Source organism: Stenotrophomonas sp. GD03794, assembly GCF_029842145.1.
Lineage (GTDB): Bacteria > Pseudomonadota > Gammaproteobacteria > Xanthomonadales > Xanthomonadaceae > Stenotrophomonas > Stenotrophomonas riyadhensis.
In genome coordinates, this window is sequence record NZ_JAOCFV010000010.1 from 36710 (window position 1) to 61211 (window position 24502).

The 24502-nt window shown below is 68.0% G+C and carries 22 protein-coding genes; 14 read left to right on the forward strand and 8 right to left on the reverse strand.

Annotated features, from left to right (window positions below):
• Positions 1 to 22: 22 nt before the first annotated feature.
• Positions 23 to 664 carry a hypothetical protein gene (locus N5D91_RS07890; RefSeq protein ID WP_153855572.1) on the reverse strand — a complete coding sequence of 214 codons (642 nt, stop codon included), beginning with the start codon at positions 662 to 664 and terminating at the stop codon, positions 23 to 25.
• Positions 665 to 847: 183 nt separating this feature from the next.
• Between N5D91_RS07890 and N5D91_RS07895 the strand changes: the two genes are divergently transcribed.
• A complete protein-coding gene (locus tag N5D91_RS07895; protein ID WP_180854480.1) occupies positions 848 to 2008 on the forward strand; it encodes an amidohydrolase family protein in 1161 nt (386 codons plus the stop codon).
• A 49-nt stretch (positions 2009 to 2057) separates the two neighbouring features.
• Here N5D91_RS07895 and N5D91_RS07900 read toward each other — a convergent pair whose 3' ends face one another.
• Both N5D91_RS07900 and N5D91_RS07905 read right to left on the reverse strand, forming a co-directional pair.
• Positions 2058 to 2495, reverse strand: a complete 438-nt coding sequence (locus tag N5D91_RS07900) for a DUF3806 domain-containing protein (protein ID WP_153855570.1) — start codon at positions 2493 to 2495, stop codon at positions 2058 to 2060.
• A 173-nt stretch (positions 2496 to 2668) separates the two neighbouring features.
• Positions 2669 to 3550, reverse strand: coding sequence for a LysR substrate-binding domain-containing protein (locus N5D91_RS07905; protein ID WP_110712619.1), 882 nt, complete (start codon positions 3548 to 3550; stop codon positions 2669 to 2671).
• Between the two features lie 121 nt (positions 3551 to 3671).
• On the opposite strand from N5D91_RS07905, the gene N5D91_RS07910 reads away from it, so the two are divergent.
• The 5 genes from N5D91_RS07910 to N5D91_RS07930 all read left to right on the forward strand — a co-directional run bounded on the left by N5D91_RS07910 (position 3672) and on the right by N5D91_RS07930 (position 9198).
• Positions 3672 to 4370 (forward strand): ankyrin repeat domain-containing protein, encoded by a 699-nt coding sequence (locus N5D91_RS07910; RefSeq protein WP_180854479.1) that lies wholly within the window; start codon positions 3672 to 3674, stop codon positions 4368 to 4370.
• A 52-nt stretch (positions 4371 to 4422) separates the two neighbouring features.
• Positions 4423 to 5880: an amidohydrolase family protein gene (locus tag N5D91_RS07915; RefSeq protein WP_180854478.1), complete on the forward strand. Its 1458-nt coding sequence runs from the start codon at positions 4423 to 4425 to the stop codon at positions 5878 to 5880.
• Positions 5881 to 5993: 113 nt separating this feature from the next.
• Positions 5994 to 7049 carry a histidine kinase gene (locus tag N5D91_RS07920; protein ID WP_248857886.1) on the forward strand — a complete coding sequence of 352 codons (1056 nt, stop codon included), beginning with the start codon at positions 5994 to 5996 and terminating at the stop codon, positions 7047 to 7049.
• A complete protein-coding gene (locus N5D91_RS07925) occupies positions 7046 to 7768 on the forward strand; it encodes a LytTR family DNA-binding domain-containing protein (RefSeq protein ID WP_180854476.1) in 723 nt (240 codons plus the stop codon). Before N5D91_RS07920 ends, N5D91_RS07925 begins: the two co-directional genes overlap by 4 nt.
• A 50-nt stretch (positions 7769 to 7818) precedes the next feature.
• The gene (locus N5D91_RS07930; protein WP_258011544.1) at positions 7819 to 9198 is read left to right on the forward strand and encodes an acyl-CoA thioesterase/BAAT N-terminal domain-containing protein; all 1380 of its coding nucleotides are present in this window, start codon (positions 7819 to 7821) and stop codon (positions 9196 to 9198) included.
• A gap of 182 nt (positions 9199 to 9380) precedes the next feature.
• Here N5D91_RS07930 and N5D91_RS07935 read toward each other — a convergent pair whose 3' ends face one another.
• Together N5D91_RS07935 and N5D91_RS07940 are read right to left on the reverse strand one after the other, a co-directional pair.
• Positions 9381 to 10034, reverse strand: coding sequence for a response regulator transcription factor (locus tag N5D91_RS07935; RefSeq protein WP_180854475.1), 654 nt, complete (start codon positions 10032 to 10034; stop codon positions 9381 to 9383).
• Positions 10027 to 13056: a sensor histidine kinase gene (locus N5D91_RS07940; RefSeq protein WP_180854474.1), complete on the reverse strand. Its 3030-nt coding sequence runs from the start codon at positions 13054 to 13056 to the stop codon at positions 10027 to 10029. Before N5D91_RS07940 ends, N5D91_RS07935 begins: the two co-directional genes overlap by 8 nt.
• Before the next feature lie 96 nt (positions 13057 to 13152).
• Here N5D91_RS07940 and N5D91_RS07945 point away from each other — a divergent pair, with 96 nt between their 5' ends.
• The 7 genes from N5D91_RS07945 to N5D91_RS07975 all read left to right on the forward strand — a co-directional run bounded on the left by N5D91_RS07945 (position 13153) and on the right by N5D91_RS07975 (position 19935).
• Positions 13153 to 13488: a hypothetical protein gene (locus tag N5D91_RS07945; RefSeq protein WP_110712614.1), complete on the forward strand. Its 336-nt coding sequence runs from the start codon at positions 13153 to 13155 to the stop codon at positions 13486 to 13488.
• Between the two features lie 77 nt (positions 13489 to 13565).
• On the forward strand, positions 13566 to 13982 hold the full coding sequence (locus N5D91_RS07950) for an AraC family transcriptional regulator (RefSeq protein ID WP_258011543.1): 417 nt from the start codon (positions 13566 to 13568) through the stop codon (positions 13980 to 13982).
• On the forward strand, positions 13979 to 14635 hold the full coding sequence (locus N5D91_RS07955; protein WP_100434852.1) for a hydrolase: 657 nt from the start codon (positions 13979 to 13981) through the stop codon (positions 14633 to 14635). The genes N5D91_RS07950 and N5D91_RS07955 overlap by 4 nt, the downstream gene beginning before the upstream one ends.
• Positions 14636 to 14637: 2 nt before the next feature.
• A complete protein-coding gene (locus tag N5D91_RS07960) occupies positions 14638 to 15063 on the forward strand; it encodes a DoxX family protein (protein ID WP_049398467.1) in 426 nt (141 codons plus the stop codon).
• A 119-nt stretch (positions 15064 to 15182) separates the two neighbouring features.
• A complete protein-coding gene (locus N5D91_RS07965) occupies positions 15183 to 17030 on the forward strand; it encodes an amidohydrolase (RefSeq protein ID WP_180854503.1) in 1848 nt (615 codons plus the stop codon).
• A complete protein-coding gene (locus tag N5D91_RS07970; RefSeq protein ID WP_180854472.1) occupies positions 17009 to 18292 on the forward strand; it encodes an alginate export family protein in 1284 nt (427 codons plus the stop codon). Before N5D91_RS07965 ends, N5D91_RS07970 begins: the two co-directional genes overlap by 22 nt.
• Positions 18286 to 19935, forward strand: coding sequence for an MFS transporter (locus N5D91_RS07975; protein WP_110712609.1), 1650 nt, complete (start codon positions 18286 to 18288; stop codon positions 19933 to 19935). The genes N5D91_RS07970 and N5D91_RS07975 overlap by 7 nt, the downstream gene beginning before the upstream one ends.
• Positions 19936 to 20058: 123 nt before the next feature.
• Here N5D91_RS07975 and N5D91_RS07980 read toward each other — a convergent pair whose 3' ends face one another.
• Positions 20059 to 20883, reverse strand: a complete 825-nt coding sequence (locus N5D91_RS07980; protein ID WP_110712608.1) for an alpha/beta hydrolase — start codon at positions 20881 to 20883, stop codon at positions 20059 to 20061.
• Positions 20884 to 21069: 186 nt separating this feature from the next.
• Between N5D91_RS07980 and N5D91_RS07985 the strand changes: the two genes are divergently transcribed.
• Positions 21070 to 21465 (forward strand): hypothetical protein, encoded by a 396-nt coding sequence (locus N5D91_RS07985; RefSeq protein WP_110712607.1) that lies wholly within the window; start codon positions 21070 to 21072, stop codon positions 21463 to 21465.
• A 69-nt stretch (positions 21466 to 21534) separates the two neighbouring features.
• Here N5D91_RS07985 and N5D91_RS07990 read toward each other — a convergent pair whose 3' ends face one another.
• A complete protein-coding gene (locus N5D91_RS07990) occupies positions 21535 to 22248 on the reverse strand; it encodes a DUF2968 domain-containing protein (protein WP_110712606.1) in 714 nt (237 codons plus the stop codon).
• A gap of 99 nt (positions 22249 to 22347) precedes the next feature.
• Entirely contained in the window at positions 22348 to 24501 is a 2154-nt protein-coding gene (locus N5D91_RS07995; protein ID WP_180854470.1) for a TadG family pilus assembly protein, read from the reverse strand.
• Position 24502 lies beyond the last annotated feature (1 nt).

Genomic DNA, 24502 nt, shown 5'->3' on the forward strand with positions numbered 1-24502 from the left:
GGATGCCCGGCGCCAGGGCGCGTTACGGAAGCGCCTGCAGCAGGTACGACTCGATGACGTAGCTGAAAGGCTGCTGCTGGCGGTCACGCAGCAGGGCGCGCACTTCCAGGATCACGCCGTGGTCGCCTTCGCCGCGTGGCGGCCAGAAGGTCTGGTCGGCCAGGGTCTGGCGCTGGAAGCCCAGCGGACCGACCACGCGACCGAACGGTTCGTCGGTGCTGTCCAGTACCTGGTTCATGGCCGGGCTGAGGTGGCCAGGCAGGTACCAGTTGTCGGCCTCGGACAGCACGCGGCTGCCGCAGACCAGCTGCACGCGGCGATAGCGCAGGTCGGTGCCGGGTTTCGCGCCCAGTGCCTGCAGCACGTCGGCCGGTGCCGTCTTGTCCTGGCCGTGCACGCGCACCGCGCGGACCCGTGCCTGTTCGGCCAGCCCATGTTCGGCGCACCAGTGTTCCAGGGTGGCGGTCGCGCTCTGTCCGGACAGCACGCGCTGGTGCAGGCGCTCGACGAGTGCAGCCGGGGCGATGCGCTGCTGGCCCGGCGGCGACTGCAGCGGCGCAGCGGCCGCAGCATCAGTGGCGGACAGGCTGGCGATCGGCGCGGCGGCGAGCAGGGACGCGGCCTGCCAGCGGCGGAGACGATCGTGGCGGTCGGACGGGCCCATGTGGCATCACAGCGGAAACAGGCGCCTATGGTACCTGTTCAGCGGTGTGCACGGTGTCGCTGCGACCGGCGGTCGCAGGGGCATTCATCGCTCTGGTGAATGCGTGCCATCCAGATATTTCGTTGGCCGATGGTTGTGTCGAGGCGCAGGATGGCGCCAGTCCTGGCTTTCCTGGAGTTCCCGATGACCCTGCAGTTCGTCCACGGTGGCGTTGACCGCGATGGCGCACCGCTGCATTTCCATATCCGTGATGGCCGCATCAGCGGGCTCAATGGCGATGCTGCGCCTGCCGATGAGGCGGAATGCGTCGATCTGAAGGGCTTCGCGGTGCTGCCCGGGCTGGTCGATGGCCACATTCACCTCGACAAGAGCTTCGTCGGCGACCGTTGGCACCCGCATCAGCCGGTGAACAGCCTGCGTGAGCGGCTGGCGGTGGAAAAGGCGGCAGTGGCGGCTGCGGCGCCGATGGTCGATCGTGCCGAGGCGCTGATCCGCCAGTGCAGCGGCTTTGGCACCGTGGCGATGCGCTGCCATGTCGACATCGATGGCAGCACCGGCCTGCGTCATCTGGAAGCGGTGCGCGAGGCCGCACTGCGCTGTGCCGACATCATGCATGTCCAGCTGGTGGCGTTCCCGCAGGCCGGCGTGATGTCCTGCCCGGGTACCGCCGCCGTACTGGAGCAGGCGCTCGCCGCTGGCGTGGAGGTGCTCGGTGGCATCGACCCCACCACGCTCGATGGCGATGCCGAGGGCCAGCTGGCACTGTTGTTCGGCCTGGCCGAGCGCTATGGCGTGCAGCTGGACATCCACCTGCATGAGCCCGGCGAAACCGGCCTGGCCCAGCTGCTGCGTATCGCCGCGCGGACCCGGGCCGCCGGCCTGCAGGGAAGGGTGGCGGTCAGTCATGCCTATTCGCTGGGCGAGGTGCCGCTGTCGCGCGCGCTGCAGGTGGGCGAAGCATTGGCCACGGCCGGCGTAGCGATCATGAGCAACGCGCCGGGTGATCATGCGTTCCCGCCGCTGCGCGCGCTGCATGATGCCGGCGTGCGCGTGTTTGCCGGCAACGACAACATCCGTGACTGCTGGTGGCCGTATGGCAACGGCGATCTGTTGCAGCGGGCGATGCTGCTGGGCTACCGCTCCGGCTTCCATACCGATGCCGACCTGATGCTGGCGCTGGACATGGTGACCACCCATGCCGCGCAGGTGATCGGCTTGCCGCAGTACGGTCTTGTGGAAGGGCATCCGGCCACTTTCGTGGCGGCGCGTGCCGATCACGGCCCGGCCGCTGTGGCCGGGGTGCCGGTGGAACGACGCGTAGTGGTTGACGGTCGCTGGCTGTAGATCCGCGCCGGGCCAACCCGTGTAGCGCCGAGCCACGCTTGGCGGCTTTTCAGACGTAATCGTCGGCGCGGGTAGCGACGAACTCTTCCAGCCACGCCAGCAGATGGGCGATGTCGATGACCTCGCCCTGCTCGACGCGCTTGAGCAGCAGCGTGCTGGCGCCGATCTGCAGGCTGCTGTCGGCATAACGCAGCACCGCATCAATGCCCCAGGCATCGGTGACCTGCATCCAGGCCAGGCCCGGCACGCGCTGGGCCAGGGTGTCACCGAACGCCACGCCCAGCGCTTCCCAGCCATCGCAGTCGTTGCGGTCGATCAGCTCGGCATCGACCACGCGCTGCAGCGTGGCGGCCGGCAGCGGCCACTGCACCGGTAGCGTCGGAAAGCCGGCGGCCACGCGCGCAGCGATCAGCGAACGCTGGTGCTGCAGATGTGTCTGCAGGGCAGCGGGCAGGGGATCGAAGCGGGCGGGGATTTCGTCGGACATGGCAAGGCGCCGTGGAGCACGGAAACAACAGGCACCGTAGCCGGCGATGTAGTGCCCTGGTGCGGCGGGTCTGATCAGATATCGATGATCAATGCGCGAGATCCATGCCCGCGCTGGACAATGTGGCTGTCGAGGTTGCCGGCCAGCGGCCGGCACTACCTCTGGTGCGGTGGTCAGTCCGGTTCGCGCTGCACCTGGCGCCACAGTTCGCTGGCCAGCGCACGCACCGCATCATCGGCATCGGCGCGATGCAGCAGGCCGATCTCGTAGTTGTCGATCACCGGCAGCTCGCGCTCGCCATCGATGATGCGGTGATCGCGGGTGACCGCGCGGCGTGGCAGCAGGCTGATGCCGATGCCATCGGCCACCGCGCCCTGGATGCCACTCAGCGACGAACTGGTGAAGGCGATGCGCCAGCGCAGGCCCAGCGCCTCCACGGCGTGGATCATCTCGTCGCGGTACAGCCCGCGCGGCGGGAAGGTGACCAGCGGCAACGGGTCCTGCTGCAGGCAGCTGCTGCGCAGGCTGTCGATCCAGTGCATCGGCTCGCGCCGGCAGTGCACCGCCTGGCGCGTGTTGCGGCGTTGCTTGACCAGCACCAGGTCCAGCTCGCCATGGTCGAAGCCGTGGGCCAGGTCGCGGCTGAGGCCGCTGCTGATCTCCAGTTTCACCTGTGGGTGGCGGCGGCTGAAGGCGGCCAGCATGCGCGTGGTCTGTGCGTTGACGAAGTCCTCGGGCACGCCGATGCGCACTGCGGTTTCCACGGTGGCGCCGGCCAGCGCCTGCGCCATTTCCTCGTTCAGGTCGAGCATGCGCCGCGCGTAGCCAAGCAGGGTGTGACCGGCGTCGGTGGGGTGTACGTCGCGGTGGCCGCGTTCGAGCAGGCGATGCCCGGCCAGTTCCTCCAGTCGGCGCACCTTCTGGCTGACCGTGGACTGGGTCGAATGCAGGCGCGTGGCCGCCGTGGTGAAGCTGCCGCAGTCGGCCACCATCACCAGCGCCCGCAGCAGGTCCAGTTCGAACAGCGTTCTATTCGATTTGGCACTGTCTTGCATTTGAACATTTCACTTCTGGATGCGCGTGACGACTTCTACCATGCAGGGGAGGGGGCAGCAAGCACCGCGCCCCGGTTGTACCGGCATCGCCCGCAGTGCTCGCCGCACAGGAGAACCGAAGATGCGAATCCATCGTTGCCATCGCTGGCCCGCTCCGATGGGGCGCCTGTTGCTGCTGTGCCTGCTGGCGATGGGCATTCCAGCCTGTTCGGCCACCGCGGGCTCGGCTGATGGCCGCCTGCGCGATGCCGCCACCCGCGGCGATGCCGAGGCGGTGCGCGGAGCGCTGGAAGACGGCGCCGATCTGGAGGCGCGCGATGGCCAGGGCCGCACCGCGCTGCTGCTGGCCACGCACGGCAACAACGTGGATGCCGCGCGTGAACTGATCGAAGCCGGCGCCGACGTCAACGCCAAGGATGCGTTGCAGGACAGCGCCTACCTGTACGCCGGCGCGCGTGGACTGGACGAGATCCTGGCGATGACCCTGGCGCATGGCGCTGACCTGCGCAGCACCAACCGCTACGGCGGCACCGCCTTGATTCCCGCCGCCGAGCGCGGCCACGTCGCCACCGTGCGCACGCTGCTGCGTGCCGGCGTCGCTGTGGACCATGTCAACCGCCTGCACTGGACCGCGCTGCTGGAAGCGATCCTGCTCGGGGATGGCGGCGCGCGCCACGTGCAGATCGTGCAGCTGCTGCTGGAGGCCGGCGCCGACCCCGAACTGGCCGACGGCGACGGCGTGACGCCGCTGGCGCACGCGCGCCAGCGCGGCTATACCGGAATTGAAACCCTGCTGCGCCAGCACGGCGCGGCACGCTGAAGACCGTCCCCTTCCACCCTGCACGCTGCGCGTGCCCACCAGGATGCTGTCCATGTTCCGTTCCCGTCCGTTGTCCCTTGCCATCCTCCTTGCGGTGGCCCCGCTGTCGGCCTCGGCCGCCGAGCGCGCTGACCTGTTGATCCGCAATGCCACCGTGGTCGATGTCGAGCACGCCAGCACCCTGGCTGGGCAGAGCGTGGTGATCCGTGGCGAGGACATCGTCGCCGTCGGCCCGGACGCCACGATGCACAGCCAGTGGAGCGCTGCCCGCCAGATCGATGCCAAGGGCAAGTACCTGATCCCGGGCCTGTGGGACATGCACGTGCATTTCGGCGGTGGCCCGGCGCTGATCGAAGAGAACAAGGCGCTGCTGCCGCTATATATCGCGCACGGCATCACCACCGTGCGCGACTGTTCCGGTGACCTGCCCGAGCAGGTGCTGCAGTGGCGCGGCGAGATCGCAAAGGGCACGCTGTTTGGTCCGCGCCTGCTCAGTTCGGGCGCGAAGATCGAAGGCATCAAGCCGGTCTGGAAGGGCACGATCGAGGTGGGGAGCGAGGCTGACGCCGACAAGGCGATCACCCGCCTGCAGCACGACAAGGTTGATTTCGTGAAGATCACCGACAGCACGCTGAAGCCGGAACTGTTCCTGTACTCGGCCAGTGCTGCGCGCAAGGCCGGCTTCAAGGCCTCGGGGCATATTCCGATGGCACTGACCGTGGAGCAGGCGGTCGATGCCGGCCTGGCCTCGATCGAGCATCTGGATTACGCATTCAAGGCCGGCAGCAAGGACGAAGCGCAGATCGCTGCCGACTTCGGTGCCGGTCGCATCGACCGCGCCGAAGCCAACCGGCGCCTCGACGCCAGCTTCGACCGCGACACGGCGATGCACGCGTACCGCGATTTCGCAAAGCGCGGCGTATTCGTGACCCCGACCCTCAACGGCGGCCGCATCCTCGACTACCTCGACCAGGATGACCACGCCAACGATCCGTACCTGGCCTATATCGGTCCGGGCCTGCGCGCGACCTACCAGTGGCGCGTCGACCGTGCCGCCAAGGCCACGCCGGCACAGATCGAAGCGCGCCACGCGCAGTATCACCAGGTCGCGGCGGTGCTGCCGATGCTGCAGGAAGCCGGTGTGACGATCATTGCGGGCACCGATGCGGGTTTCCTCAACTCGTTCAACTTCCCGGGCATCGCCCTGCACCAGGAGCTGCAGCTGTTCGTGAAGGAGGGCCTGAGCGCACCGCAGGCGCTGTCGGCCGCAACCCGTTCCGGCCCGTCCTGGTTCGGCCAGATGGACCGTTATGGTGGAGTCGCGCAGGGCAAGGCCGCCGATCTGGTGCTGCTGACCGCCAACCCGCTGCAGGACATTGCTGCCACCGAAAAAATCGACAGCGTGATCCTGCGCGGCAACGTGTATGACCGCGCCGCGCTGGACAAGATGCTTGCAGATACCAAGGCCAAGGTCGCGGCGTGGAATGCAGAGGCTGCGAAAGCCAACTGATTGCGGGGTTGGAGGGAATCCACGCCATGCGTGGATGAGCCCCTTGCTTCCGGCACGGGAACGATCCGGTGCGGGCACCTAGCATGGTGCCCGTTTCCGGTTTGAATCCCTGCATGCCTGTTTCCCCTGACTTCCTGCTGCCTGCCGCAGAGCCGCCACTTTCGTTGCCACGCCCGTGTTGGGTGATGCTGGCCCTGTGGGGGCTGTTGATCGCCACCGCGGTGCCTGCAGTACACCTGAGCCAGACACCCGGTGGTCTGCTGCCGGCGGCGTTGTTCATCCTGGGCGCCGAGCTGCCCTGGATGCTGGCGACGCCGGCGTTGTGGGCAGCGTGCCGGCGCTGGCCACTGCCTGGACGCCGGCATCTGATTGGCTGGCTGGGTCTGGGCCTGCTGCTGACCCCATTGCTGACCGCACTGGGATGGACCTTGGGCCACCTGCTGCTGCAACAGTGGCAGGCGCGACCCTGGCCTGCACCGGCGCAGGTGATGCGTGCGATCGGTATCACGGCGTTGTTCGCATTGCCGACCTTCATCGCGGTGGCGGGCGTGGGTCATGGCCTGGCCGGGTTGCAGCGCTTGAAGGCGCAGTCGGAGGTGCTGCGGCAGGCCCGTGAAGCCGCCCTGCGCCAACATCTGCAGCACCACTTCCTGTTCAATGCACTCAACGCCATTGGTGGCCTGGCCCTGCAGCACCCCGGCATGGCGGACATGGCGTTGGCACAGCTGTCCTCGCTGCTTCGCGATACCCTGCAATGCCCGCCGCATCGCGCCCTGGCCGATGAGCTCGGAGCCGCCCAGGACTATGTGGCCCTGCAGTCGCTGCTGCGCGACGAGGCGCTGCAGCTGCACCTGCAGGCCAGCGCCCAGGCCCTGGCGTGGCAGGTGCCGGGCCTGCTGCTGCAGCCGTTGATCGAGAACGCGGTCCTGCACAGCGGCTGGCAGCCCGGTGATGCGCCCTTGCGGATCGAGCTGCATGCGCAGGTGGAAGGAGGCCTGCTTGAGGTGACGCTGTTCAATCCCTGCATGCGCCCCTCTACGAGCGATGGCCTGGGTACTGGCCACGCTGCGGTGCAGCGGCGGCTGGCGTTGTCGGGAGGCAGGCTGCAGGCCGGCAGCGAGCACGGTGGCTACCGTGCACGGCTGGTCCTGCCGGAGGTCGTCGCATGACGCGTCCATTGAGTGTCCTGCTGGTGGACGACGTTGCACTGGCGCGTGGCCGCCTGCGCCAGTTGCTGGTTGACATTCCGCAGGTCCGGATCGATGCCGAAGCCGCCACTCTTTCGCAGGCACGCGAGCAGCTGCGGGGGCGCCGATTCGATCTGTTGCTGCTGGATCTGGTGCTGCCCGACGGTCGCGGCTGGGAGTTGCCGCAGCAGCAGCCGGCGCTGGCGGCACACACCATCTTCGTCACCGCGCTACCACAGCACGCGCTGCGCGCCTTTGAACTGGGCGTAGCCGACTATCTGCTTAAACCGGTGGCGGCGCCGCGCCTGCAGGAAGCGATCGAGCGCGTGCGCCGGTTGGCGGGGCTGGCACCGGCTACGGACCACGGTGCGCAGGCGCTGGCAGTACCTGGTACCGGTGGCGTCCAGTATGTGCCGCTGGCGCAGATCGACTATGTCGACATGGCCGGACACTACGCCTGCGTGCACGTAGGACAGCAACTGCATCTGCTTCGCGAACCTCTGGCACAGCTGGCCGGGCGACTGGCGGGGGGAGGGCTGCTGCGCGTGCATCGTTCGATACTGGTGAATCCGCTGCGGGTGCGATCACTGATCGAGCGTCACAATGGCGATGCGCTGCTTGTGTTGGCCGACGATGTGCAGCTACCTGTCAGCCGCAGCTACCGGCCGGCGCTGGAAGCAGCACTGGCGACACGTACCTGACGCACGGCTGGTGCCAGAGATGGAACGGTTGGCGCCATCGTCGCCGAAGTATGCAATCCACGCGCTGCGGGCAGTGCACCCTGCGGTTTTGCAGAGCGAGGCGGGATATGCGGATGCGTTGGAGCGTGGGGGTGTTGCTGGGCGTGCTGACGCTGCCTGCGTTGGCTGATGTAAGGGTCAACGTCGAGGATCATCAGGGGCGCGCCGATCGCGTGCCCATCATTACCGTCGAGGGGCTGGCGGCGGCCGAAGCGATCCAGCTGCGGTTGTCGATGCAGGACAGTGCCGGCCAGCGCTGGCAGTCACAGGCCGTACTTCGCGCGGACCTCCAAGGGATTGTCGACACCTCACGCAGCGGCTCCGAGCAGGGCAGCTACCGGGGTATCGACGCCAGCGGGCTGATCTGGTCGATGCAGCCGCAGGAAGGAAGGGCCCGTGCACTTCCCGTGCAGTGGCAGCGCTCCGGCGATGGCGTGGGGTTCCAGCCACAGACCTTCGAACTGGAGGTGGAGCGTGCAGGATCGGTGGTTGCACGGCGTTCCCTGCAGCGCCACCTGATGCTGCCTGGGGTGCGGGTGCAACGGGTCCAGATCGAGGGTCGCCCCGCGCACCTGTACCTGCCGGCGGACCTGAAAACCGATGCAGGGGCGCCCGCAGTGGTGGCCTTGGGCGGTGCGGAAGGTGGATTCGACGGTGGTGACCTCTATGCCGCCTGGTTGGCGAGCAACGGCTACGTCGCGCTGTCGGTGGCGTGGTACCGCGGGCCGGGGGTGCCCAAGGACCTGATCGAGGTTCCGCTCGAAACCGTGCGCGATGCAGTGCATTGGCTGCAACGGCATCCCTGCGTGGACCCGCAGCGGGTGGGGCTGATGGGAGGCTCCTGGGGCGGCATCGTGACCATGGCGACGGCGGTGCATCTGCCCGGGCTGCGCGCCGCGGTGTCCTGGGTCGGCAGTCCAGCCCCGTTCCGCGGTATTGCACGCGACGTGGCTCCTGCGGATTTCCGCGCGGTGGAGCGATCACCATTGAGCTGGCAGGGCCGGCCGCTGCCGTGGCTGCCGTATCGCGAGGAGATTGACTGGGGTAGGCCGGGGCCGCAGTGGGAACCGGCATTGCGTGCGGCGATGCTGCCCATCGGGAACATCGCTGCACGCACGCTGTGGATTGGTGGAGGGGATGATCGCCTCGGCGATTCAGGTGTGATGATGGCGGTGGCGCAACGCCAGCTGGCGGCGGCCGGGCGGGGAACGCGCGATCGCTTCCTGTATTACGCAGACGCCGGACATCTGCTCACGCCGATCCTGCAGCCGACCACCCATCGCCATGATGTGGGCCCGTTCATTGACGTGGGGGGTACCGCTGAAGGTCACGCGCTTGCGGACCGTGAGGTAGGGCCCGCGGTGCTCGCGTTCCTGGCCGAGGCGCTGTAGCTGGAAGTGCGCCGCCTTGTCCTTGGACCGAACGTCGGGATGGTCGACCCCGATTGCGATTCATCCACGCATGGCGTGGCTCTACCGCCATCCCACGGATTCCATGCTGTTGCCGTTGAGGTTGCCGGCCAGCGGCCGGCACTACCGCAGGTGCAGGGCCGCAGGCCCTGCCGAACAACCCCCTAATCGTGACCGCTGTCGTCCAGGCTGATGATCCCGCGCCGCAGCGCCTGGGTGACCGCGTGCGTGCGATCACCCACGCCGAGCTTGTCCATCAGGCTCTTCATGTGCGCTTTCACCGTCTGCTCGGAAATCTGCATGCGCTCGCCGATGCGCTTGTTCGACAGCCCGCTGGCGACGTGCCGCAGCACCTCGGTTTCACGCGGTGACAGCCGATCCTCGACGACATGCGCCGCAATGCTCGCCGCCACTGCCGGCGGAATCGGTGCGCGCCGGCCACCGGCGACGATGCGGATGGTGTCGATCAGTTCGTGACGCAGCATGTCCTTCAGCAGGTAGGCGCTGGCACCGGCCTGCAGCGCGCGGACCGCGCGTACGTCACCACGGTAGGTGGTCAGCACGATGATGCGCGCGCGCGGGTCCATCGCGCGGATCCGCGCGATCGCTTCGACGCCATCCAGCCGTGGCATCTGCAGGTCCATCAGCACCACGTCGGGCTGCAGCCGCTGGTAGCAGGCGATGGCTTCCTCGCCATCGGCGGCCTCGCCGAGCAGGCGCAGATCGGGTTGTGCGCCCAGCAGGGCGGCCAGGCCGTCGCGCAGCAGTGGATGGTCGTCGACCACCAGCACGCCGATCGGGGCAGGGGACTCAGTCATGGTTTGCTTTACTCCAGGGCCAGCGCCAGCGCGATGGACGGCGGTGATACAGGCGCCGTGCCGGGACCGCCAGCGCCACTTCGGTGCCCAGGCCGGGCCGGGTCCACAGCTGCAGTTCGGCGCCAAGACGTTGTGCACGTTCACGCATGCCCTGCAGCCCCCAATGGCCGTGGCCGGCGTCTTCATCGGTGATGCCGACGCCATCATCGCGCACGTGCAGCAGGAAGCACCGCGTGCCGTAGGACAGCTCCACTTCGATGGCGCTGGCGTTGGCATGGCGCAACGCATTGCGGATGGCTTCGCGTCCGATCAGGAACACTTCTTCGGCGGCATCGGCCTGCAGTGGTGGGGTTGCGCCTTCCACGGTCAGGCGCAGTGGATTGGTGCCATGCCCGGCGTACTCGGCATGCACATCGGCCAGCGCTGAAGCGAGGTCACGGCCGGCGAAGGGACCATCACGCAGTGCGTTGACCCGCTCACGGCCCTCGGCCAGGTTGCGCTCGGCCAGTTGCATCGCCGATTCCAGCTGGCCGCGCACCGTGTCCGGGGTCTGCGGCGACTGGCTGATCGCGTGCAGGCGCAGGATCAGGCCCTGGCTGCCCTGCAGCAGGGTGTCGTGCAGGTCGCGGGCAATGCGTTCGCGTTCGCCGTTGCGCTCCTGCAGGCGTGCGCGGAACAAGGCCGCCAGTTGCCCGCTGCGGATTCGCACCGCCATCACCAGCAGCGCGAGGATCGCGGCTGCGCACAGCAGCTTGAACCACACGGTCTGCATGAAGGTGGGCGCGATGCGGAAGCTGCGGCTGGCAGGCGTAGTGCTCCAGATACCGTCTTCGTTGGCGGCCTCCACGTCGAACCGATAATTGCCCGGGGCGAGGTTGGTGTAGTACGCCCGCGTGCTGCTGCCGGCATCCTGCCAGCCATCGTCAACGCCGGACAGGCGATAGCGGTAGCGGTTGCGCTCCGGACGTGCCAGCGACAGCGCCACGTAGTCGATCTGCAGCTGGCTGGTGCCGGCCGGCAGGCGCAGGCCGTCACGCAGGGGCTCGTGTGCGCTGCCGTACAGCACTTCGCCGATGCGCACGCTGGGCGCCATGGTGTTGATGTGCGAGCGCGTGGTATCCAGCCAGGCCAGGCCCTGGTTGGTGGCCAGCCACAGCAGTCCGTCATCGGCCAGCGCGGCGGTGGCGATCGGTCCGCTCTGCAGGGCGATGCCCGGCATGCCATCCACCGCATCGAACAGGCGTGGCGTCACCGGCTGCCCGGTACGCAGCGCCCGTCGCAGCTGATCGCTCCCCAGCCGGACCAGGCCACGGCTGCCATTGAGCCACAGGTGACCGTGCGCATCGGCAACCATGCCGGTGATGCCCTCCAGCACGCCGGCCATGTCGGTGTTGACCGGCATGAAGCGGCCCTTGCCGATGCGGGCGGCCAGCCCGGCCTCACCGGCCACCAGCAAAAGATCCTCGTGGTGTAGCAGTGCGGTGACCGGGCCGACCGACAGCCCGTGGTTGGCATCGAAGGTTTCGATGCGGGTCGCTCCCATGCTGCGCAGCCGGCCGTCGGCATAGCCGAGCAGCAGCTGGCCATTGGCATCCAGCGCCAGTGATGAGCAGGCCTGTTCGGGCAGGCGCGTTTCGCGCTGCCACTGGCCGTGCAGATAATGCAGCACGCCACGTTCACCGGTGCAGACCCAGGCCTGGTCGTCATCGGCGAACAGCAGGGCATGCAGCGGTTGCCCGGTGAAGGGCTCGGGCAGCGGAATCAGCGTGGAGTGGCCAGCCACCGTGCGTGCCAGGTTGACCCAGTCGAACTGCCAGATCGGCGTGGGCGCCCGGCGCGCGGCCGCCTGCAGTTGTGCGGCGCTGCCTTCCAGCAGTGGCCGGCGCAGGTCGTACGGCTTGAGGTCCTCGCCGTAGCCGTACACACGCCCATCGCTGGCCCGCACCAGCGAGCGATAGGGATCACTGGGGCCGACCGCCAGCGTGTGCACGCTACGCGCGCGGAAGCGGTTGAGGCCGAGATTGGTGCCAACCCAGAGATTGCCTTCGCGGTCGGCGATGATCGGCACGGCCGAGGTGGCGGTCAGCCCGTGCGGCGAATCGAAACGCTCCATGCGCACGGCGCGGCTGCCGTCGAACGTGATCCGCGCGACACCGCCATGCGGGCTCATCGTGGCCCATAACGCGCCGTCGGCAGTGAACTGCAGGCGTGCGGCGACCAGGTCCGGCAGGCGTCGCGCTTCGCGTTCGCTGTCCGGCAGCAGGCCCTGCGCGTTGGCCAGCGGCGAGGTGCCGCGCACACGGTCGGCCAGCCAGACTTCGCCCTGCGGGCTCTCGGTCAGCGTCGCCATCTGGGATACGGCGATGCCGGTGTCCTCGAAACGCGGCTGGCCTGCAGGGCGCATCCAGATCCTGAGGTCGGCCAGTACCCAGAAGGTGCCGCGGCTGTCGTGCAGCACCCATTGCACGCGGTGTTCCGGCACCCCGGCGCCCGCGGGCAGCGGCTGCCAGCGCTGGCCATCGAACTCGCGCAGCCCTCCATTGATGGCCGCCCACATCCGGCCGTCGCGGTCCTGGCTGAAGTGCGGGACCACGCCAACCGGCACGCCCTGGCCGCGGCCGTAGTTGTACAGCTGGCCGCGCGCGAACTGGCTGATGCCTGCCTGGAAATAGCCGATCCACAGTGCGCCATCGGCGCTGTGTTCCAACGTGACCATGTTGGTGGACGGGTAGCGGGTGCCAGCCGGTGGCGCCTGCCGTTCGAAGCGGCGTCCATCGAAACGGTACAGGCCCGAACCGGTGGCCAGCCACAACAGGCCGTCACGGTCCTGGCTGATGTCCCAGATGTCACCGGGTGCACCCTGGCCGACCCGCCACGCGGTGTGCTCGTAGCCAGGCAACCCGCTGCTCACGGCCGGTCGCTGCACGGCAAGGGCGGGCAGGGCGGTCCACAGCAGCAGGCACGTCAGCAGCGCCGGCAGGCGACGCAGGAACGGGAAGGGGCGGCCACGCATGGCGCGCATTCTGGCAGGTGCGGGGCAGCCCCGGGTGACCCGAACGGGGTAGGCGCCTGGTGCCGAGGTCGGCTATCACGCCGGCATGTCCTGTGGAGCCCGGCCATGCAGCGCCTGTTCGTGATGTTCCCCGACCGCGGGCCGGGCATCGGCCTGCTGTGGCTGCGGCTGTGCGTGGCCGCTGCGTTGTGCACGCCGGGCACGCACGCCGCGGGCTGGCTGTCGGCGCTGTGCCTGCTGGCGGTGGCGATGCTCGCGCTGGGCGTACTGACGCCGCTGGCGGTACTGCCGGCAACACTGGGCCTGTATGCACAGGCACTGCCGTGGCCACTGGTGGTGTTGCCGCTGGCCTTGCTGGCGCTGGGCCCGGGTGCCTATTCACTGGATGCGCGGCTGTTCGGTCGTCGCCGGCTCGGCCATCGGCCTCCCCCATTCGGGTAGGTGCTGGCCTCGACCGACGGGGGTAGGGCATCGCCCGGCGTACACGCACCATGGGCCACCCCTTCGCGGCGCCCCACATGGCCACTGTTTCCCCGTCGGCTTCGCCTGCTGCATCGCTGGCCCCGCACCAGGCGGCGGCATTGCAGCGCGCCCTGCGCTACGTCGACGAGCATCTGTCACAACCGTTGCGGGTGACCGAACTGGCGCAGGCCGCCTGTGTCAGCCGTTTCCATCTGGTGCGCCTGTTCCTCAGCGGCACCGGTGCAAGCCCGCTGCGCTACGTGCGCCGTCGCCGCATCGAACGTGCGCGCCAGTTGTTGCCGGTCGCGCAGCTGCCGATGTCCTGCCTGGCGCAGCAGCTGGGCTTCTTCGACCAGAGCCATTTCGTCCGCAGCTTCCGCGCCGAGACCGGCTGCAGCCCCGGCCAGTACCTGGCCGGCGATGCAGCCCTGTTGTTGCCCCCTGATCGTGTTTCCAACGGAGTCCAACCATGAGCCTTGCCACCGCCACGCCCGCCCCGGCCCTGTTGTCGCCCACCGACCATGCCCTGGTGCTGATCGACTTCCAGTCGCAGATGGCGTTCGCCACCCACACCATCGACATCTCCGCGCTGCGCAACAACGTGTCGCTGATCAGCAAGGGCGCCAAGGGCTTCAACGTGCCGGTGCTGCTGACCACCGTTGCCGAAGCGTCGTTCTCCGGCCCGATGTTCCCGGAACTGCCGGAAATTTTCCCGGGCCAGCCGGTGTTCGACCGCACCTCGATGAACACCTGGGAAGACCAGCCGGTGATCGATGAGATCAACCGCATCGGCAAGCGTCGCCTGGTCGTTGCCGGCCTGTGGACCAGCGTCTGCATCGTCGGCCCGGCGCTGTCGGCGCTGGCGCAGGGTTTCGAGGTCTACGTGATCACCGATGCTTGCGGCGATGTCAGCGAAGAAGCACACGAGCGTGCGATCACCCGCATGGTGCAGGCCGGTGCGGTGCCGATGACCAGCGTGCAGTACCTGTTGGAGCTGCAGCGTGACTGGGCGCGTGGTGAGACCTACGACCTGACCACCGGCATCGCCCGCGACCACGCCGGTGGCTATGGCATCGGCATCCAGTACGCCAAGCGCATGTTCGGCGCGCAGGAAGGCGGGCACTGAGCATGCTGGCTGGCCATGGCCTCGACCTGGCCCTGCTGATGCTGCGCGTGGCAGCCGGGGGATTCCTGCTGCCACACGCGCTGGGCAAGCTGTTCGGCTGGTTCGGTGGCCCCGGGCTGGCCGGCTTCGCCACCGAACTGCGCGGCTTCGGCCTGCCAGCGGTGGCACCGCTGCCGCTGCTGCTGGCCCTGCTGCAGGTGCTGTCAGGGCTGGCCGTGCTGCTGGGCTGGCAGACCCGCGTCGCCGCGCTTGCAGCGGCGGCCTTCATCGGCTTCACCGTACTGTTGGCCCTGCCCAAGGGCTGGTTCTGGATGCGCGGCGGCAGCGAGTACCCGTTGATGTGGACCACGGTACTGCTGGCCCTCGCGCTGACCGGGCCCGGCGCCTGGGCACTGGACGGCCAACGCCTTCCGGGAGACCTCGCATGAGTCACGATCCACTCGATCACGGCCGCCGCAACGTGGTGCTGGCCGGCAGCGCCGCGGTGGCGCTGGGCCTGGCCGGCCGTGCCGGTGCCGCACTCGATTCCACTTCCAAGGAGCGTCGCATGAGCACGCTGGTCATCCGCAATGCCCGCATCACCACCCTTGACCCACAGCAGCCGCATGCACAGGCGCTGGCCGTGCAGGAAGGGCGCATCGTTGCCGTCGGCAGCGACGAGGAGATCATGCGTGGCTGGGGCAATGAAGCGACCCTGATCGACGCCCAGGGCCGGCGCCTGCTGCCTGGCCTCAACGACAGCCATACCCACCTGATACGTGGTGGCCTGAACTACAACCTGGAACTGCGTTGGGACGGCCTGCGTTCGTTGGGCGATGCCTTGGACATGCTGAAGGCGCAGGTCGACCGCACGCCTGCACCGCAGTGGGTGCGCGTGGTCGGTGGCTTCACCGCCACCCAGTTCAACGAGAAGCGCCTGCCCACGCTGCAGGAGCTCAACGACATCGCGCCGGATACGCCGGTATTCCTGCTGCACCTGTACGACCGGGCGCTGCTCAACCGCGCCGCGTTGCGCGCCTGCGGCTATACCAAGGACACGCCGGATCCGCCGGGCGGGCAGATCGTGCGTGATTCGTTCGGCAACCCGACCGGGCTGCTGCTGGCCAAGCCCAACGCGCTGATCCTGTACGCGACCCTGGCCAAGGGTCCGAAGCTGCCGATCGAGTACCAGGCCAATTCGACGCGCCACTTCATGCGCGAACTGAACCGGCTCGGCATCACCTCGGTGATCGACGCCGGCGGTGGTTTCCAGAACTACCCCGAGGACTACCAGGTCATCGAGCAGCTGCACCGCGATGACCAGCTGACCGTGCGCATCGCCTACAACCTGTTCACCCAGAACAAGGGCAAGGAAGTGGATGACTTCCGCGGATGGAGCGAGATGCTGCAGCCGCGGCAGGGTGATGACCTGCTGCGCCACAACGGTGCCGGCGAGATGCTGGTGTTCTCCGCGGCCGACTTCGAGTTGTTCAACGAGCCGCGCCCGGAACTGCCGCCGGAGCTGGAGCCGGAACTGCACGATGTGGTGAAGCTGCTGGTCGAGAAGCGTTGGCCGTTCCGCATCCATGCGACGTACGACGAGAGCATCACCCGCATCCTCGATGTGTACGAACAGGTCAACCGCGAGGTGCCGTTCGATGGCCTGCACTGGTTCATCGACCACGCCGAGACCATCACCCCGCGCAACATCGAACGCATCCGCGCGCTGGGCGGCGGCATCGCCGTGCAGCATCGCATGGCCTACCAGGGCGAGGCCTTCGTCGAGCGCTACGGCGTGCAGGCGGCGCGGCATACGCCGCCGGTCAAGCGCATGCTGGCCGAAGGCGTGCCGGTCGGTGCCGGTACCGACGCCACCCGCGTGGCCAGCTACAACCCCTGGGTGGCGTTGTCCTGGCTGGTGACCGGACGCACCGTGGGCGGGCTGGCCCTGTATGGCGATGAGAACCTGCTCGAACGCGAGCAGGCGCTGCGCCTGTGGACCCAGGGCAGCGCCTGGTTCTCCGGCGACGAGGCGGTCAAGGGCACGCTGAAGGCCGGCCAGCTGGCCGACTTCATCCTGCTCTCGGCCGATTTCTTCCGCGTGGATGATGCGCAGATCGCCGACATCACCAGCGTGTTGACCGTGGTCGGTGGCCGCATCGTGCATGCCGACGCCGACTATGCCGGGCTTGCGCCGCAGCTGCCGCCGGCGATGCCCACCTGGTCGCCGGTCAACAGGTTCGGTGGCTACCACGTCGGCGGTACCGCCACCGGATTGGCCGCCGCGCACCATCACCATCACGGTGTGGCCTGCAGCACCCACGGCGCGCACGGCCATGCGGCCCGGCATGCTGCACCCACCGACGACCTGACCGCGTTCTGGGGCGCGATGGGATGCTCGTGCTTCGCGTTCTGAGCCTGGCGCTGCTGGCCGCACCCTCGCTGGTGCAGGCCTGCGACGGCGGCCGCTGCAGCGACGCGGGCGACGGCCAACTGCAATGGGAGGCGTCGCTGCGCGTGCGTGGGCTGTACTACGACCCGAGCCGGTTCGGCATTGGCGGTGGCGAGGATGGCTATGGCCTGCTGCGCGCGCTGGCCTCGGCCACCTATGTGGAAGAGACCTGGCAGGCGAAGCTGCAGCTGGGTGTGCATGGTGAAAGTGGCAAGGCCGGCGGCCCGGGTCGTACCGACCGCAGCGCGCTGGATGTGCAGCAGGCGTATTGGCGCTGGCAGCAGGGCGCGTTCCATCTGCAGCTGGGCCGGCAGGAAGCCGGCTATGGCAGTTCACGGCTGCTGTCGGTGCGCGATGGGCCGAACATCCGCCTGGCGTTCGACGGTGCACGTGCAGGCTGGAAAGGCCGCTTCGGCACGTTGGATCTGATGGCGCTGCGGCCGGTGGAGAACCGACCAGGTGCCTTCGATGATCGCGGCGAACACGGCGCCCACCTGTGGGGTGCCTATGCCACCACGGCGCGCGGGCAGCGGGCGGGTCAGTGGGATATGTACCTGCTGGACTACCGCCGCGACGGCGCGCGCTTCGCCGCGGGTGTGGGTGCCGAACGTCGGCAGACCCTGGGCACGCGCTGGTTCGGCCAGACCGGTGCACTGGACTGGAACAGTGAGCTGGTGGCGCAGGGCGGTGAACTGCGGACGACCGCCGGCACCCTCAATATCCGCGCCTGGACGCTGGCGACCGATACGGGGTGGCGCTGGACCAACCTGCCGCTGCAGCCGCGGCTGGGGCTGAAGGCCGACATCGCCAGTGGCGATGGCAACCTGCATGACGGCCGGCTGGGAACCTTCAACGCCTTGTTCCCGAAGTCGGCCTATTTCAGCGAGGCCAGCCTGCTGGCCCCGGCCAACCTGATGGACGTCCAGCCGACCCTGACCCTGCGCCTGCACGACGCGGTGACGACGGAGCTGGGCGTACAGATGGCGTGGAAGCATCGGCGCGCCGATGCGGTCTACACCACGCCGGCACCGCTGGTGGCCTTGCCGGGCAGCGCCGGTGGCGCGCGCCGCATCGGTAATCAGTACAAATCCGAAACCCGCTGGCAGGCCAGCGAACACTGGCAATGGCAGCTGCAGCTGGCCTGGGTCGACGCCGGTCCTGCGCTGAAGCAGGCCGGAGGCCAGGACACGTTGTTCGCCTCGATCGTTGGAGCATGGCAATGGTGAACGCAACCGCGTCGCAACCTTCCGCACAGGCCGCAGGCGCCTGGTCCCCGCTGAAAATCCGGATGTTCCGCTCGATCTGGCTGGCGATCCTGGCCAGCAACATCGGCACCTGGGTCAATGACGTGGCCGCCGCCTGGGTGATGGCCGAGCGTACCGGTTCGCCGTTGATGGTGGCCCTGGTGCAATCGGCCACCACGGTGCCGATCGTGCTGCTGGCACTGGCCGCCGGAACCTTGGCCGACATCGTCGACCGCCGCAGGTACCTGCTGGCCACCCAGGGCTGGATGCTGCTGGTCGCGGCGGTGATGGCGGCGCTGACTGCGATGGACATGCTGACCCCGCAGTTGCTGGTGCTGCTGACCTTCTGCATGGGCTGCGGTGCGGCGATGGCGATGCCGGCGCAGGCAGCGATCGTGTCCGAACTGGTGCCGCAACCGATGCTGGCCTCGGCGGTGGCGCTGAACTCGATCGGCATCAACATCGCGCGCTCGATCGGCCCGGCCATCGGCGGCGTGATCGTCGCCCAGCTCGGTGCGGTCTGGGCGTTCGGCTTCAACGCCATCACCTTTGCCGCGATGCTGTTCGTGGTGTGGGGCTGGAAGCGCGACCCGAAGCAGTCCAGCCTGCCGCCGGAAGGCTTCGGTGCCGGCCTGAAGGCGGGCCTGCGCTATGCCAGCCGTGCCGGACGGTTGCAGGCGGTGTTGATCAAGTCGGTCGGCTTCTTCTTCTTTGCTGCGGCAATGAATGCACTGCTGCCGGTGGTGGTGCGCGGCCAGATGCAGGGTGGGGCGGGGCAGTACGGCATGCTGCTCGGCTGCATCGGGATCGGTGCCGTGGGTGGTGCGTTGCTGCTGCCGAAGCTGCGTGCGCAGATGGACCGTGACCTGCTGGTGCTGCTGGCCACCCTGTCGCTGGCGCTCAGCCTGGTCGGGCTGGCGCTGACCCGCAGCTGGTACGTGCTGCCATTGGTGATGCTGATCAATGGGTTTGCCTGGATCACCGTGCTGTCGTCGCTGCAGATTGCCGCGCAGACCGCAGTGCCAGCGTGGGTACGGGCGCGTGCACTGGCGCTGTACATCATGGTGTTTTCCGCTGGCATGGCGGCGGGTGGCCTGAGCTGGGGTGCACTGGCGCAGCGCACCTCGCCGGAGCTGGCCTTGCTGGTGGCTGCCGCGGGTGCGGTGATCGGCGGATTGCTGGTGTGGCGCGTCCGCATTGCCGGTACTGAAGACCTGAACCTGCGCCCGGCGGGACACTGGCCGGCACCGGAACTGTCGGTGCCGGTATCCAACGATCGCGGCCCGGTGCTGGTGACCATCGAGTACCGCATTGACGATGCTGATCGCGCCGCGTTCCAGGCGCAGATGCGCGCACTGGGCACGATCCGTCGCCGCGATGGCGCCGTGGTCTGGGGTGTGGTGGAGGACGTGGCCAGCCCGGGCATCCACCTGGAGTATTTCGTGACCCCGTCGTGGCTGGAGCATCTGCGCCAGCACGAACGCATCACTGCCGATGACAAGGCGATCCAGGAAGTGCTGCGCGGGCTGCATCGCGGCGAACGTGCGCCAGTGGTGCGCCACTTCGTGGGTGGGCATGACCCGCTGCCGAAAACCGGTGTCCCGCACCACCACAGCGATATCTGACGTTCTCGTGGTAGAGCCGGCCGCTGGCCGGCTGCGCTGGATCGCGATGGATGATCGGATTGCCGGCCAGCGGCCGGCACTACCGAAGGGGCGGCGGCACCATTACGGCGCCGCCGCGGCACATCAACTGCGTGCGAACGCCAGCAGGTCGGCGTTGAACCGGTCGGCGTGGGTGACGGTCAGGCCGTGCGGCGCTCCGGCGTACACCTTCAGTTCGGCGTCCTTGATGATCTGCGAGGACAGCTTGGCCGAAGCATCGAATGGCACGATCTGGTCGTCATCGCCATGCACCACCAGCGCGGGCACATCGATCTTCTTCAGATCCTCGGTGTAGTCCACCTCCGAGAATTCGTGCACGCAGTCGTACTGGCCCTTGACGCCGCCGAGCATGCCCTGCAGCCAGAACGAATCACGCATGCCCTGGGTAACGCTGTTGCCGTCGCGGTTGGCGCCGAAGAACGGCGTGGTCAGATCCTTGAAGAACTGCGAGCGGTCACCGCCGGTGCCCCTGCGGATGCCGTCGAAGGCCTCCAGCGGGGTACCGGCCGGGTTGGCATCGGTCTTCAGCATCAGCGGCGGCACGGCGCCGACCAGCACCACCTTGGCCACGCGCTTGCTGCCGTGGCGGCCGATGTAATGGGCCACTTCGCCGCCACCGGTGGAGTGGCCGACCAGGATCGCTTCCTTCAGGTCCAGCGCCTCGAGCACGGCGGCCAGGTCATCGGCGTAGGTGTCCATGTTGTTGCCGTCCCAGGTCTGGCTGGAACGGCCGTGGCTGCGGCGGTCGTGGGCGATCACGCGGTAGCCGTTCTGGCCCATGAACAGCATCTGCGGGTCCCAGGCATCAGAGGACAGTGGCCAGCCGTGCGCGAACACGATCGGCTGGCCGTTGCCCCAATCCTTGTAGAAAATGCGGGCGCCATCGGCGACGGTGACGTAATTGCTCATTGCAGGTTCCTTGGCGGAAGGGAGGGAAGGTACTGGCAGCGGTGCCAGTGCCTTCGGCAGTACATCGCAGCGCACATCGGACGGCTTGCACGGCTGTGCTGGATTGCCCGGGCTGTGACGCATATCGCTCTGGCATGAAGCGGCCACCGCGCCGACGATGGCGGCAGCCTGGTCGAGGAGCCCGCGATGCCGAGACTGCGATGCAGCCCGCTGTTGTGCCTGCTGCTGGCCACGGCAGCGCAGGCACAGAGCAATGTCTACAAGTGCGTGGATGGACCGCATGCGGTGTACCAGCAGACGCCCTGCCAGGGACGTGCGGAATGGCGTTGGGAGGTGCCGGCGGAGGCGTCGCTGTCGCGTGGACCGGTGCCAGAGGCAGCCAGGACGGCCAGTGTCGTTCCGGCTCGACCTCGTGCCGCGCGGGTGGGACGGGCACGGGCCGCGCTGATACCCATCAGCGCGGATCCCGGCGCCTGTGAGCGTGCGCGGCAGCAGCGCGGGAAGGTGCTGGCCAAGGCCAAGCGCCTGGACTTCGTACAGCGTCGGCAGCTCGATGACGCGGTGTACGACGCGTGCCGCTGAATCCGCTAATGCTGGAAACGACAACGGCGCCCAAGGGCGCCGTCGTGCGGGACTACTGGGCGTTGGCCTTCAGCGACCGTCGCTGGCAGCGGCGGGTGCCGGCGAGGGCACGCTGTCCGGCTTGGGCAGGCTCAGCTCCGGGTTGCCCTGTTCGGCCTGCAGGATCTGGATGCGGCGTTGCAGGGCGTCCAGCTGGCTGTTGGTGCTCTGCACGTCGCTGCTCAGGCTGACCGCCTGCTGCTGGGCCTGCTGCAGGGCGGCGCTGACCTGCGCCGACTGCGCCTGCTGCTGTTCCATTTCCTGCTGCAGGGTGCGCAGGCGTTCTTCGTTGTAGGCCACCAGGCGCTCGGTGTAGCGCTTGCCGGCTTCCAGGCGGGTGGTGTCGATGTAGACCTGGGCCAGCTGCTCGGACTGCTGCGCGAAGGTGCGGTAGACACGTTCGGCGTTGTCCACCGCGTCGGTCTTGATCACCCGCCAGAAGTTCTTCTCCTGGAACAGCGCGACGTAGTAGGTCAGGGTGTTGGCGTTGAACAGCAGGCTGGCGCCGTAGTTGCCGTTATAGGTGGTGCGCAGCTCGGTCAGCTGGCGCGCATCCATCAGCTGCTTGAGCTCGTCAACGGTGTTGCGCACCACCGGCGCGCTGCGCGTGGCCGGCTCGGCGGCAGCGTCGCGGTCGCCACGTGCGGCCATCACCGCCGGTGCCACCAGCATCATGGCCACGGCCAGCAGTGCCGCGCCGCGCGCGTGCCGGGCGAAGACCGCGCCCCCTGAAGTTTCTCGCATGTCTAGACCATCCACGGATGAGTGTGGGTTGAGATGAAGGTGGTTCCCCGCCGGGAGTCTAGCATGGGCGCGGGCGCCGCCAAGGGCGCCCGTCACGGGTCAATAGACCAGCTGTGCCGCGCTGCACTGGATCGACTGCACATTGACGTCGGTGCGACCCAGTTCCAGCCCCAGCACGCTGGCCAGCAGGTTGGTCAGCAGGGTGCCGACACTGTTGAGGACCGGGCGCAGCGCGGCCAGGATCGGCTTCAGCAGCGTACACAGCAGCCCGCTGCAGCTGACACTGCCATCGGGGTTGGTGACGCCGGTTCCACCGGCACCATCGAGGAAGCCGGCCGGCGCGGTCTGGATGTACGAGGCGAGATTGTTGCGCACGCAGCCGTTGTAGTCGATCAGGTTGCCGAGCAGGCTGTCGCAGCGGTTGATCAGCAGGCCGCCGACCAGTGAGCCGAGCAGCCCGTCGAGCACGCCCAGGCCCTGGCCGGTGACGGTGACCTTGAACGCATCCCAGACCGGCCCGTCCTTGTGGCAGGTGACCAGGTTCAGCAGGCCGCAGGCGTAGGGCAGGCCATCGGGTACGTTCCAGCTGTTCAGCGGCGCCAGCTGCCGGCTGGGGTCGCCATCGCGCAGCAGCGGAATCAGCTTGTTGACGTCATAGCGCGTGTTGGGCGGAAACGTCGCCTGCAGGTAGCGGTCGGCCAGTGCCTTGGCCGTGTCGTTGGCGCTCATGCCCTGTTTGGGCGAGCTGAGCATGCCCGACAGCACCCGCAGCAGTTCATTGACCAGATCCGACACCGCGTTGCCTACTGCCAGCGGGTTGATCCGGGTCGATGCAGTCTCGCCGGCGGCCAGAGTCAGGTTCTGCGAGCTGGTCAGGGCGGGCAGGGTGATCTTGTCATTGATCAAGGGTTGTCCGAGCAGCTTCAGCAACTGCTCGTTCTTCAGGGTGGCGTCGCAGACATTGCTCTTGGAGAAGCGTTGCGCAGGGTCGACATTGCCGACACAGGCGCGCAGCACCGACGAATCGACCTGGATGGTGGCCTTCTGTGGGCTGGCGCCGCATTGGATGCCGGTCAGCGTGCCCATCGCATTGGCGACATCGACATGCAATGGCAGGTGCAGGCGCGTGCCGAGCAGATTCAGCAGCGGGCCCACCGCGAACAGGTTATTGCTGTCCACGTCTACCATCAGCCGCACCTGGGCGTTGTACGCGCGCGTGCCGACGCCGCCGATGGCGATCGAGGGCGGCTCCACCACGCCGGCCTGGATGTTGATGCCCAGCAGATCCAGTCCCTTCACCGCCACGCCATTGCCATCGTTGGCGATGGAGATGGCGGTACTGATCAGGTTGAGCACGTTGACCTTCGTTTCCAGCGCGCTGCCGACGGTGCCATCGGGTGAGACAACCTCCGCGAACAGGCCACCGCCGCCGGACTGGCTGCCCAGCACGATGTTGAGCTTGTTGATGTCCAGCTGGGTGGCGACCAGGTCGGACAGGGCGCGCAGCTGCACGCCCACGGTGGTATCGCGGCCGACCACGGTGGCCGTGGCATCGACCAGCTGCGCCAGCGAGATCTTGTTGACCGACAGCAGGCGATTGAAGTCGGCCACGCTGAGATTGGCGGTGACCGGGATGTTCAACGCCTTGAGCAGGCCCGACGGGGTGATGTTGGCCTGGGCCAGACCGTCATAGGAGAGCACGGTGGCGTTGGTGACATCCAGGCCGACCAGACGCAGGGTCGACAGCAGTACCGAGTCGCCATTGGTGCGCAGCAGCTGCGAACCGACCGCGAATACCGCAGTCGGTTCGGAACGTCGGGCTACCGCCTGCACGCTGACGGTGGGCAGGCTGGTGTTCTGGCCGAAGAACGGCAGCACGCTGCGCTGCGCGACCACCTGCACCGCATTGCGCGGATTGGCGGCGTCGACGCTGGTGATGAAGCGGTTCGTGGTGGCGCGTGTGGCGCTCCAGTTGCCGCAGCGGATCTGCAGGGTGCCCGGGAACTTGTTCTGGGTGACTGCACTCTGCCGTGCTGCGCTGTTGTCGCTGTTGTCCGAGGTGCACAGCTCCAGTCGTTGCGCACCGGCCAGCGCGGCCAGGTCGGCGACCTTCTGCGCGTCACGCTTGGCCCAGAACAGGTAGCCGATCTCGATCAGGCCCAGCATTGCCAGCAATGCCAGCATGACCAGCATCATGGTGACCGACATGCCACCGCGCGGGCGGTTGAAACTGAACTGGCGTGGGCGTTTCATG